The sequence below is a fragment of the Spirillospora sp. NPDC047279 genome (genome assembly GCF_040643285.1).
Taxonomy (GTDB): domain Bacteria; phylum Actinomycetota; class Actinomycetes; order Streptosporangiales; family Streptosporangiaceae; genus Spirillospora.
Map to the genome: position 1 here is coordinate 505,913 of NZ_JBEYUA010000002.1, position 11,062 is coordinate 516,974.

The 11,062-nt window shown below is 68.4% G+C and carries 10 protein-coding genes; 5 read left to right on the forward strand and 5 right to left on the reverse strand.

All coding sequences use genetic code 11. The features are described 5' to 3' along the window. Nucleotides 1-81 precede the first annotated feature (81 nt). Entirely contained in the window at nucleotides 82-1,482 is a 1,401-nt protein-coding gene (locus ABZ810_RS06545; RefSeq protein ID WP_358399990.1) for a glycosyltransferase family 4 protein, read from the forward strand. On the opposite strand, the gene ABZ810_RS06550 is transcribed toward ABZ810_RS06545, so the two are convergent. Then, the gene (locus ABZ810_RS06550) at nucleotides 1,440-3,026 is read right to left on the reverse strand and encodes an acyl-CoA synthetase (RefSeq protein WP_358399992.1); all 1,587 of its coding nucleotides are present in this window, start codon (nucleotides 3,024-3,026) and stop codon (nucleotides 1,440-1,442) included. The two genes, ABZ810_RS06545 and ABZ810_RS06550, sit on opposite strands and share 43 nt — an antisense overlap. Before the next feature lie 940 nt (nucleotides 3,027-3,966). On the opposite strand from ABZ810_RS06550, the gene sigE reads away from it, so the two are divergent. Continuing rightward, nucleotides 3,967-4,503, forward strand: coding sequence for an RNA polymerase sigma factor SigE (sigE, locus tag ABZ810_RS06555; RefSeq protein WP_358400318.1), 537 nt, complete (start codon nucleotides 3,967-3,969; stop codon nucleotides 4,501-4,503). A gap of 267 nt (nucleotides 4,504-4,770) precedes the next feature. Here sigE and ABZ810_RS06560 read toward each other — a convergent pair whose 3' ends face one another. The 3 genes from ABZ810_RS06560 to ABZ810_RS06570 are packed head-to-tail and all read right to left on the reverse strand — an operon-like array spanning nucleotide 4,771 to nucleotide 8,128. Continuing rightward, on the reverse strand, nucleotides 4,771-5,643 hold the full coding sequence (locus tag ABZ810_RS06560) for an SDR family oxidoreductase (RefSeq protein WP_358399995.1): 873 nt from the start codon (nucleotides 5,641-5,643) through the stop codon (nucleotides 4,771-4,773). Nucleotides 5,644-5,645: 2 nt separating this feature from the next. Further along, on the reverse strand, nucleotides 5,646-6,521 hold the full coding sequence (locus ABZ810_RS06565) for a MaoC/PaaZ C-terminal domain-containing protein (RefSeq protein ID WP_358399998.1): 876 nt from the start codon (nucleotides 6,519-6,521) through the stop codon (nucleotides 5,646-5,648). A 17-nt stretch (nucleotides 6,522-6,538) separates the two neighbouring features. Further along, a complete protein-coding gene (locus tag ABZ810_RS06570) occupies nucleotides 6,539-8,128 on the reverse strand; it encodes an acyl-CoA synthetase (RefSeq protein ID WP_358400001.1) in 1,590 nt (529 codons plus the stop codon). A 108-nt stretch (nucleotides 8,129-8,236) separates the two neighbouring features. On the opposite strand from ABZ810_RS06570, the gene ABZ810_RS06575 reads away from it, so the two are divergent. Further along, a complete protein-coding gene (locus ABZ810_RS06575; protein WP_358400004.1) occupies nucleotides 8,237-8,635 on the forward strand; it encodes a beta-ketoacyl synthase N-terminal-like domain-containing protein in 399 nt (132 codons plus the stop codon). 167 nt (nucleotides 8,636-8,802) lie between these two features. Here the strand turns inward: ABZ810_RS06575 and ABZ810_RS06580 are convergent, their stop codons facing one another. Continuing rightward, nucleotides 8,803-9,753, reverse strand: a complete 951-nt coding sequence (locus ABZ810_RS06580) for a helix-turn-helix transcriptional regulator (RefSeq protein WP_358400007.1) — start codon at nucleotides 9,751-9,753, stop codon at nucleotides 8,803-8,805. Between the two features lie 271 nt (nucleotides 9,754-10,024). Between ABZ810_RS06580 and ABZ810_RS06585 the strand changes: the two genes are divergently transcribed. Then, nucleotides 10,025-10,462 (forward strand): ATP-binding protein, encoded by a 438-nt coding sequence (locus ABZ810_RS06585; RefSeq protein WP_358400010.1) that lies wholly within the window; start codon nucleotides 10,025-10,027, stop codon nucleotides 10,460-10,462. A gap of 95 nt (nucleotides 10,463-10,557) precedes the next feature. Beyond that, on the forward strand, nucleotides 10,558-10,815 hold the full coding sequence (locus ABZ810_RS06590; RefSeq protein ID WP_358400013.1) for a hypothetical protein: 258 nt from the start codon (nucleotides 10,558-10,560) through the stop codon (nucleotides 10,813-10,815). The last annotated feature ends 247 nt before the right edge of the window (nucleotides 10,816-11,062 follow it).

Sequence of the window (11,062 nt, forward strand, 5' to 3'; positions counted from 1 at the left end):
AGTCCTGCGTTGGGTCAAACCTGGGCCACCCGAATGGCGTGTCCCCTGCCCCGGGCCCCGGGCGACCGACACTTCGGTGGGGTGAGGATTCTCCACGTCAGCGACTGTTTCCTGCCCCGGCTGGGCGGCATCGAGGTCCAGGTCGACGAGTTGTGCCGGGCGCAGCTCGCCGCCGGGCACGACGTCACGATCGCCACCGCCACCCCGTGCCCGCCCCCCGGAACGCCCCCGGCGAACGGCCCCGGAGCGGGCCTCGCGGCGGGCACCGGGACCGAGGCCGGGATCGAGGCCGGGATCGAGGCCGGGATCGAGGCCGGGCACGGCGGCGTGGGGGCGCGGCCTCCGGTGGACCGGCTGGTCGCGCCGATGCCGTGGGAACTGCCGATCGGCCGGTCGCTGCGCCCGGTGCTGGCCGACCGCAAGCCCGACGTCGTGCACGTCCACGCCGGGGCCGTCTCCCCGTTCGCCTGGCGAGCCGTCCACCAGGCGAGACACGCCGGCGTCCCGATCGTCCTCACTGTCCACAGCCTGTGGGGAACGTTCAGCAGGGTCGCCTACCGGGGCCTGTTCACCGGCTGGACGCGCGACGGGCTCGGGCTGGTCGTCACCGCGGTGAGCGAGGCCGCGGCGGCCCCGGTACGGGAGGTCGTCGGCGGGCGGCTCCCGGTGCGCGTCGTCGCCAACGGCATCGACACCTCACGCTGGCACGACCTCGCCCACACCCCGACGGCCCAGTTCCAGCACCCGACCGGAACGCAGGGCCCGCAGCACCCGGCCGGAGCGCCGGCGGCGCAGTTCCCGACTGAAGCGCAGGGCCCGCAGTTCCTGGCCGGAGTGCAGGCGGCACAGGTCCCAGGCGGAGCGGCGGCACAGGTCCCAGGCGGAGCGGCGGCGCAGGTCGCGACCGGAACGCCGGCGGGGCGGCTCCCGCCGCACGTGGTCGCCGTGGGGCGGCTCGCCCCGCGCAAGGAGCCGATGAACCTGCTGCGGCTGCTGCGCGAGGTGGGCGCCACGACGCCGATCCGGGCGACCATCGTCGGCGACGGCCCGGCGCGCCCGCGGATGGAGCGTTACCTGCGCCGCCACCGGATGACCGGCTGGGTGCGGCTCACCGGGCGGCTCGACCGGAGCACGGTACGGACCGTCCTGGCGGGCGCCGACGTCTTCCTGGCCCCGGCCGCGCGCGAGTCGTTCGGACTGGCGGCGCTGGAGGCCCGGCTGGCGGGCCTGCCGGTGGTGGCGCAGGCGGGCAGCGGCGTCGCCGACTTCGTGGAGTCCGGCCGGGAGGGGCTCCTCGGCCGGACGTTCCCCGAGATGTCGGCGGCGCTGCTGCGCCTGACGAACGACCACCGGCTGCGGCACCGGATCACCGCGCACAACCGCGCCACCGAGCCGGTCGGGTGCACGTGGCCCGCCGTGCTGGAGGCCTTCGGAGACTGTTACGAGCTGGCGTCGGCGAAGACGCCCTTGGCCCACTTGTAGTCCGACTTGCCGACGGCGGTGCGCTGCACCTCGTCCACCAGCTGCAGCCGGCGGGGCAGCTTGTATCCGGCGAGGCGGCCGCGGCAGTGCTCGACCAGGTCCTCCAGTGCCGGGGCGGTGCCCGGACGGGGCGCGACGACGGCGGCGACCCGCTGGCCGAACCGTTCGTCCGGCAGGCCGACCACGACCACGTCGTAGACGTCGGGGTGGTCCTTCAGGGCCACCTCGACCTCTTCGGGGTAGACCTTCTCGCCACCGGTGTTGATCACCAGTGAGCCGCGGCCGAGGAGGGTGATCGTGCCGTCGTCCTCCAGCGTCGCGAAGTCGCCGGGCACCGACCAGCGGGTGCCGTCGGCGTCGGTGAAGAACGTGGTGGCGGTCTTCTTCGGGTCGTTGTAGTAGCCGAGCGGGATGTGGCCGCGCCGGGCCAGCTTGCCGATCTCGCCCGGCTTGACCGGCCTGAGGTCCTCGTCGAGCACGGTGACCTCGGGCTTCATCATGAAGCGCGCGGTGCCGTCCTTGCCGCCGACCGACGGCCCGGTGGCGCCGGTCTCGGAGGCCCCGTAGTTGTCGAGGAACATCACGGCGGGCAGATGCGCCGTCAACTCCTCCTTGGCCCCGTCCGTGAGCGGCGCGCCGCCGGAGGCGATGGCGAACAGGGAGGACGTGTCGTACTCGGCGTTGCCGAGCTCCTTGGCCACCGGACGGGCCATGACGTCGCCGACCAGCATCATCACGTTCGCCTGCTCGGCGGCCAGCAGGCCGAGCGCCCGGGCCGGGTCGAAGGCGTGGTCGGTGTAGAGGACGACCTTGGCGCCGCTGAAGAGCCCCATGAACGCGACCCACTGGCCGGCGCCGTGCATGACGGGCGCGCAGTCGAGGACGGCCATCGGCGGCTGCTCGGCGTTGGCGGCGATCGCCTCCGGGCTGGTGATGGGGTCGCCTAGCACGTTGCCGCCGCCGAGGGCGCCGAAGAAGATGTCCTCGCAACGCCACTCGACCCCTTTGGGGAAGCCGGTCGTGCCGCCCGTGTACATGACGTAGCGGTCGTCGCTGGAACGCGGCGGAAAGTCGTCCGACGAGGACCCCTCCGACAACGCCGCCTCGTACTCGACGGCGCCCGGGATCTCGGCGCCGGAGCCGTCCTCGATCACGACGACGTGACGGAGTTCGGGCAGGTCGCCGCGGATCTCCTCGACCTTCTCCAGCAGCGAGCGCTCCCCGATGAGCGCGACCGAATCGGAGTCGGACAGGACGTGGTGGAGCTCGGCGGCGACGTAGCGGAAGTTCACCGGGATCGGCACCGCGCGGATCTTGAAGATGCCGAGCATGCTCTCGATCCACTCGGCACGGTTGTAGGCCAGGATCGCGACGTGCTCGCCCGCCTGGACGCCGGCGGCCGCCAGATGGTGGCCGACGCGGCTCGCCCGCTCGTTCAGTTCCTTGTAGGTGCGGCGCTCGTCTCCCGCCACCAGGGCGGGGCGGTCCGGGCCCGCCTCGGCCAGGATCTCGAGCAGATCGGCCAGGTTGTAGCTTCGCGCCATGCCACTGCCTCGCGTTTCGGGGTGGTGTGTGCAGTCCCCCGATCATCGTCATGGCCGGGACGGGGATTCAATTACTGTTGACGTCGGATCCAATGACATGAGTCACACCTGCTCAGAACCCACGCGGCGACACTGAAACCCATCCGCGCCCTTCTGCGCCCGGCCACTAGGAACGGCACCGCCACCCTGCTAACCCCGACTGCGCCCACCCAACTGCGCCCATCCGACTGCGCCCATCCGACTGCGCCCATCCGACTGCGCCCATCCGACTGCGCCCATCCGACTGCGCCCATCTGGCTGTACTGATCCGACTGTGCCCGACCGGCCCTGCCCGACCGGCCCTGCCCGACCGGCCCTGCCCGAACGGCCCTGCCCGAACGGCCCTGCCCGAACGGCCCTGCACGTCCCGCCCTGCACGTCCCGCCCTGCCCGAACGGCCCTGCACGTCCCGCCCTGCCCGACCGGCCCTGCACGTCCCGCCCTGCCCGACCGGCCCTGCACGTCCCGCCCTGCACGTCCCGCCCTGCACGTCCCGCCCTGCCCGACCGGCCCTGCACGTCCCGCCCTGCCCGGCCGCTCTGCACGTACGACTCTGCACGTACGGGCCTGCTCGTTCGGGCCTGCTCGTTCGGGCCTGTACGTTCGGCTCGCTTGGCCCCGTGGATGTGGCGGGAGAGGGCTCCTGTGGTCGGCGCCGTGGGCGGGGCCCGTCGGCCCGATGTGTGATCTGTCACGCCCGGGCCTGGGGCCCGAAAGGTGGCATCAGCAGTTCCATCGGTGAAACCCCTGGTGAACCTGTCGCCACCGGGAGACGTATCACGGTGGGTGAGCGCCGAATCCGGCCAGTGTCCGGCGCTCTTACACGGCTCTTATCTGGGTAACGGCATGCTGAGCCGTAACGATTTCGTATCAGACGGGGGTAGTGGTGAGCGCAGGCGCTATGGCGTGGACGCCTCCGACATGGGAGGAGATCGTCAGCGAGCACTCCACGCGGGTGTTCCGGCTGGCGTACCGACTGACGGGCAACCGGCACGATGCCGAGGACCTGACGCAGGACGTCTTCGTCCGGGTCTTCCGGTCGTTGTCCTCCTACAGCCCCGGCACGTTCGAGGGCTGGCTGCACCGCATCACCACCAACCTGTTCCTCGACCGCGCCCGCCGCAAGGCCCGCATCCGCTTCGACGCGCTGGGCGACGACGCCGCCGAACGCCTGCAGGGCCGCGAGCCCAGCCCCGCCCAGGCCTACGACGACCGGCACCTCGACGCCGACATCCAGGCCGCGCTCGACGCGCTCGCCCCCGAATACCGGGCGGCCGTCGTCCTCTGCGACATCGAGGGCCTCACGTACGAGGAGATCGGCGCGACCCTGGGGGTCAAGCTCGGCACGGTGCGCAGCCGCATCCACCGCGGCCGCGCCCAGCTCCGCACCGCGCTCGAGCACCGCCGCCCGGCCGAGGACACCGTCCCCGTCACCTGAGCCCCCGCGAGCCCCGGCCGCCCCTGGAAGCCCGCCCCAGAAACTCGCCCCAGAATCCGGCCGCCCTCCGGATCAGGCCGAGCCCTGCGAATCCGGCGGAATCGATCACGGTCCGCGTGCGCGTCGCTACACGGTGGGCGGTGCACTTCGTGAAACTGTTGGGGTCTGAGAGGCGGGGCCGGGAGATCGGCGCGTGATCACCCGGCCCCGCCTCGACTTTCACCCTCCGGCCTGATCAGCGCCCTCCGGCCCGATCAGCGGCCCTGATCAGCCCAGCTTCTCCCGGACCAGGTCGATGGTCCACGAGCCGTCGGTGGTGACCGGCTCGGCGAGATGCCAGTTGACCGCCGCGGCGATCTGGCCGCCCTGCACCGCGTACAGCTGCCCGGTGATCGTGCAGTCGGCACTGGAGAGGTACGCCACCAGCGGCGAGATCTCCGCCGGGTTGTAGACGTCGAACGCCGCCCCGTCCTCCGGCTTCTTCATCATCTCGCCGACGAGACCGGGCGTCGCCTCGGTGAGCCGGGTGCGGGCCGCGGGCGCGATCCCGTTCACCCGGACGCCGTACCGTCCCAGCTCCTGCGCCGCGACCAGCGTCATCGACGCGATGCCCGCCTTGGCCGCGCCGTAGTTGATCTGGCCCGGGTTCGGCAGGAACGTGCCCGACGCCGACGCGGTGTTGACCACCGCGGCGTTGACCGGCTCGCCGGCCTTGGACCTGGCCTTCCAGTACTCGGCGGCATGCCGCAGCACGCTGAAGTGGCCCTTGAGGTGGACGTGGATGACCGCGTCCCACTCGGCCTCGGTCATCTGCGCGATGAACCGGTCGCGCAGGATGCCGGCGTTGTTGACCACCACGTCCAGCGTGCCGAACGTGTCGACGGCCTGCTGGACGAGGTTGGCGGCGCCCGCGAAGCTCGCGACGTCGTCGGTGTTGGCGACCGCCTGGCCACCGGCCGCGACGATCTCGTCCGCGACCTGCTTGGCGGGCCCGGCGTCCGCGCCCGAGCCGTCGCCCGAGCCGCCGAGGTCGTTCACCACGACCTTGGCGCCCTCCCTGGCGAACAGCAGCGCGTGCTCGCGGCCGATGCCGCGGCCCGCCCCGGTGATGACGGCGACACGTCCGTTGAGCGCTCCCATGGTCAGTCTCCGATCTCGGCCAGGCCGTCCTTGATGACGACGTCTCCGCTGCTGGAGGTGGACTCGAACCCGTAGACGCGCACCTGGCGCGTCTCCGACGCGGCGTCGTCCTTGCTCCAGACGCGGGTGGTGACGTCCTGCCCGGGCAGCACCGGCTTGGAGAACCGCACCGCCAGGCGCCTGAGCCGCGCCGGGTCGCCGCCGGCCACCGACTCGATGACCGCCCGCGAGGTGAACGCCATCGTGCACAGGCCGTGCGCGATGATCCCGGGCAGGCCCATCTGCTTGGCGAACTCCTCGTCCAGGTGGATCGGCATCGGGTCGCCGGACGCCTCGGAGTAGCGGAACGTCTGGTCCTCGTCGACGTGCTGCACGACCTCGGCCAGCGGGGCGCCCGCGCGCAGCGCCTCGTCCAGCGTGTGCCCGGGCGCGTGCTCGCCGACCGTCTCGCCCGCCGAGAAGCCGCGGAAGAACGAGACCATCCACTGCTCGTTCACCAGGTCTCCGCCGTCCGTGCGGGTCTCCAGCTTGAGCGAGACCGTGGTGCCGGACGACTTGGAGGCGTACCCGGTCACCTTGGCCCGCGAGACCAGCGTCTGGCCCGCCGTGATCGGCCGGTGGAAGACCATGTCCTGCTCACCGTGCACGACGAACGGGATCAGGCTGTCCGGCACGACCTTGAACAGCGGGTCGATCATGCCCTGGAAGACCGGCACGATGGCGAAGACGGGCGGCGCCAGCTCACCGGAGACGTGCCGCGGATTGTCGTCGTTGGTCGCCTTGGCATAGGCGATCGTCCGCTCCCGCTCGACCTTGAAGTCGAACGGATCGCTCCAGACCCCGAGGTTGCCGGGGTTCATGGTCGGCTGTTCACTCATCAGGGGATTTTCCTTTTCTAGGAGAGGACGCCCTTGGCCCAGCGGTAGTCCGCCTTGCCCGCGGGAGACCTCTTCACCTCGTCCACGACCTGGATGTTCCGCGGCACCTTGTAGCCGGCCAGCGTCTTGCGTGCGTGCGCCACCAGCTCGTCCACCGGCACGTCCTCGCTGAGCGAGACGACCGCGGCGACGCGCGAGCCCAGCCGCTCGTCCGGCACGCCCACCACGAGCGCGTCGTACACGGCCCCGTGCGACTTCAGCGTCGCCTCGACCTCCTCCACGAAGACCTTCTCGCCGCCGGTGTTGATGACCAGCGACCCGCGGCCGAGCAGCAGGATCGCGCCGTCGGCGTCCATCCGCGCCATGTCGCCCTGCAGCGCCCAGCGCGTGCCGTCCTCGTCCGTCACGAACGTCTTGGCGGTCTTCGCCTCGTCGTTCCAGTAACCGAGCGGGATACGCCCCGTCCTGGCCACGACGCCGATCTCGTCGGAGCCGAGCGGGATGCGGCGCAGCGACGGGTCCAGCACGGCGACGTTGCCGTCCTTCGGCATGAACCGCGGCGAGCCGTCCTCGGCCGGGTCGACCGCCTGGCTGAACGCGCCGGTCTCGGACCCGCCGAACGCGTCCAGGATCATCAGCAGCGACGGGACGGCCGCCTGCAACCGGGCCTTGACGTCCGGCGAGGTGATCGAGCCGCCGGTGGCGATCACGGCGAGGGACGACAGGTCGTGCGCCCCCGGGTCGGCCGTCAGGACGTCCGCGACGGGCCGGGCCATCGCGTCGCCGACCAGCACCTTGACCTGCACCTTCTCGGCCGCGGCGACGGCGAGCACCCGGTCCGGGTCGAATCTGCGCTCGGACCACAACACCAGCGTCGAGCCGGTGCTGAGCGCCGCCCACGCCACCCACATGCCCGCGCCGTGCATCATCGGCGCGCACACCATCGTGGTGAGGCCGCCCTCCAGGGCCTTGTCCGCCAGCTCCTCCGGGCGGGAGATCGGCTCGCCGAGCATGTTGCCGCCGCCCATGGCCGCGATGAAGATGTCCTCGCAGCGCCACATGACGCCCTTCGGCATCCCGGTCGTCCCGCCCGTGTAGAGCAGGTAGAGGTCGTCGCTCGACCGTTCGGGGAAGTCCCGCTCCCCGGAGACGCCTGCCACCGCGTCCTCGTAGCCGACCGCGTCGTCGACCGCCTCGCCCGAGCCGTCCTCGATCACCAGGACGTGCCGCAGGTCGGCCAGCTTCCCGCGCGCGTCCCCCAGCCGCGCGATCAGCGAACGTTCGCCCACCAGCGCGACCGAGTTCGAGTCCGCGATCACGTAGGCCAGCTCGTCCGCCGTGTAGCGGTAGTTGACGTTCACCGGGACCGCGCGGATCTTCCAGGACGCGATCTGCGCCTCCACCCACTCGGCGCGGTTGTACGCCAGGATCGAGACGTGGTCCCCAGGCCCGACCCCGTTCTCCGCCAGATGCCGCGCGACCTTGGTGGCGCGTTCGTCCAGTTCGCGGTACGTCAGCCGCACCTTCCCCGCGACCAGCGCGAGCTTGTCCGGGACCGCGTCGGCCACGATCTCGAAGAGGTCGGCAAGGTTGAAGCTACGAGACATCTGTCCTCCGGGCGCCGTATGGGGCAGGTCACAGACAGAAACATACAATCTTGACTGTTTATTAGACAGGGCCTAGCGTCGCGCTCATCGACTAGGAAAGGCACCGAAGTGACCAACAGGACCTTTGTCGTCGGCGTCGGGATGACCAAGTTCGAGAAGCCCGGCAGCAAGGAGTGGGACTACCCGGACATGGCTCGGGAGGCCGGCACCAAGGCTCTCGAGGACTCCGGCGTCACCTACGACAAGATCGAGCAGGCCTACGTCGGCTACGTCTTCGGCGAGTCCACCTCGGGCCAGCGCGCCGTCTACGAGCTGGGGATCACCGGCATCCCCGTGATCAACGTCAACAACAACTGCTCCACGGGCTCGACCGCCCTCTTCATGGCCCGCCAGGCCGTCCGGTCCGGCACGGTCGACTGCGCTCTGGCCCTCGGCTTCGAGAAGATGCAGAAGGGCTCGCTGGGCTCCACCTACGAGGACCGCGAGCAGCCGATGCTCAACCACTAGAACATACCTTAATGTACTACTACTGCCCAGAGGCGTTGACCAGCACAGACCCACCGTCGAACGACTGAGCCCCCAACGCCCTTGATCGTGGGCCTGGGGGCTCTGTGTCTTGGTTTCGCGCGTCAAGCCAAGGTCGTAATCGGCTACCTTGACGCGAGCGGCGGCGCCTAGAGTTCGAGTGGACGCACCGAGATTCCCTTACTTGCCCAGGGTTCCGGCGTCTCGCCTTCCGAAAGCCTTTCGAGCCAACGAATCTGATCTACGAAGAAATTCTGCGTCGAGGTCTCTCCCCCAAACACAAGAATCGGCCCCTGCGTGCCACGTTTGCCATGCCCGTAGAGCATCACCCGAACAGCATCATCGATTTCTTCGATGGCGAATGAGCAAGGGAAGTTGTAGAGGAAGACACGAAAGTTCCTCTCCCTCTGAGCGACCCCGTATAGCGGACGCAGGATCTCCCGTACGTAACGACCGGGATCCTCCATGGCAGCTTCGGAAGGCTCGATCCGATACCGGTCCTTGCGCGAATCACAGAAGGGGTCCATCACAAAGATTCGGACCGGCATTGCTCTGGCTCTCTCTTCGAACAGAGAGAGCATTGCTTCACGGCCGTAGAAGTTACGCGTTAGACCGAACATGTTAATTCGCTGGCGCGCGTTACGAACCCTCTCGGCTAGGTCTTCCTCCGATTCTGTGCTCGTGTACGGAAAGGCATCCAGAATCCCCGTGCGGCGGAGGTGGTCCATGTCAGTCCGGCTATGGTCGGTGCCAAATCCCAAACGGTCCGGCCTGGTCCGATAGAGACGACAGAAATACTCAATCCGCTCATCTCCTGGACGTCGTTCACCGTGCTCCCATCGACATATGTCGGCGGCGCTGAGATGCGGAGGCTCTAGCCCCTCCTGTTCATAGTGATTGTCGAGCCGAGCGCTGACCTCAGTCCTCGTCCAACCATTCGCGAAACGCCAGGCTTCCAGCGCCAACACTTCAGGAACCGCTTCGAGGATCCGAGTCACGGTTTCTTCCACCGTCAGGCCGCGCCGGATGCCGTCGAGTCGGATAGCGCTAGCCTCGCGCTCGATCTCTCTCCGCCTCGCAGGGGAGATCTTTTTGGCCATGGTTTCCGTCCCGCGTCACATCTATTGCCGTTGGACGGCAAGTGGTGTTCCGGTCTCTTCTATTGTCCACACTTGCCGCTCCACGGCAACATGGGTGACCCAGCGAGATCAAGGCGAGACGCCATGTGGCGAGGTTTCGGCCGAACGAACCGCTGTCACCTCAGTGGCCGCGCACCGTCCCGCCGCACCAGGCCACCGGCGCGGCAGGTCACCCGAACCTCCCGAAGGGTCAGTGATGAACCCCCATCAAACGACCAGCACCCTAGTAGAAATGTTCGAGGTCAAGTGCCTGGCAAGCAAGACTCTCGCGAGTCAGATGCGAATGTCAGTAAGCATGAATCTGATCTCGTGGGGTTTTACCGGGGCGGAGTTCGAAGACCTTCGTGACAACGTGCTCTCCGTAGCCTCTGAACTTCTGAACAACGCGATTGAGCGCACACCAGAGCGCGGTATCTGTTTCCGTTGCTACCCCGATCCTCAACTCAAAGAGATCTTCATCGCTGTTTGGGATTCCAGTCCTGGTGACCCATGCGCACAAATGCCCGAGATCTCCTTGGAGGGTCTCGACCTACAGCCGGACAACTTTGACGACAACGGCGGGTGGGGGCTCCCTATCGTCATGGCGCGCTCAGACCGGCAAGGAGTCGAGCACACCAAGACCGGAAAATGGGTCTGGGCTGCACTCAGGTTCAACCACCACGGAGGATAACTGTGGGAGGGAAGCAACGGCGAAGCCCCGACGGTTTCTCGACTCTGGGAGCATTCGAGGAGGCCTCGGAACTCACTTCCACTCTGTTGGAGAAAATGACGCCGCTCTCGCCGGACGAGACCGGCGTGGCAGTTGCGCACATGGTGAGTACGCTCGAAAGCCTCTACTCGATCACACATTCGCTGGAGACCGGCCTTACCAAGCACCGCGAGGCCCTGAACAAAGATCCGAAATGCCGCCACGAAGTCGATGAAATGGACTCGACTCTCATCCCGCTTTACGTCGCCAGGGACAGCCTTCAAGTCAGCTTTTACCTGCTCAGTCTCGCCCGGAACCGGCTGCTTTCGCCATGAGTAAAGCGCGCAAGCGCAAGACCGCGCAACCTAGTCAGGCGCATTGGCACTTCTGGCGACTCTCGACAGGTCGCGACTCGTGGAGCATAGAACCTGTGGGTGACCAGGCGTTCTACGATATGAAGCTCTGGATCGCGCGCGATCGCTTCAGGACCGCAGGGATCGCAGCAAAGTCGATTGCTCACGATGCGCTAACCACATATCCCGGCATCAAAGCCTATGGCGATCCACACCAGGCTTTGCGCGC

Coding starts and splice junctions, on each gene's coding strand:
- sigE (WP_358400318.1), top strand. CDS start 3,967: ATGGCGTGGACGCCTCCGACATGGGAGGAGATCGTCAGCGAGCACTCC.
- ABZ810_RS06560 (WP_358399995.1), bottom strand. CDS start 5,643: ATGGGAGCGCTCAACGGACGTGTCGCCGTCATCACCGGGGCGGGCCGC.
- ABZ810_RS06570 (WP_358400001.1), bottom strand. CDS start 8,128: ATGTCTCGTAGCTTCAACCTTGCCGACCTCTTCGAGATCGTGGCCGAC.
- ABZ810_RS06580 (WP_358400007.1), bottom strand. CDS start 9,753: ATGGCCAAAAAGATCTCCCCTGCGAGGCGGAGAGAGATCGAGCGCGAG.
- ABZ810_RS06590 (WP_358400013.1), top strand. CDS start 10,558: ATGACGCCGCTCTCGCCGGACGAGACCGGCGTGGCAGTTGCGCACATG.
- ABZ810_RS06585 (WP_358400010.1), top strand. CDS start 10,025: ATGTTCGAGGTCAAGTGCCTGGCAAGCAAGACTCTCGCGAGTCAGATG.
- ABZ810_RS06550 (WP_358399992.1), bottom strand. CDS start 3,026: ATGGCGCGAAGCTACAACCTGGCCGATCTGCTCGAGATCCTGGCCGAG.
- ABZ810_RS06565 (WP_358399998.1), bottom strand. CDS start 6,521: ATGAGTGAACAGCCGACCATGAACCCCGGCAACCTCGGGGTCTGGAGC.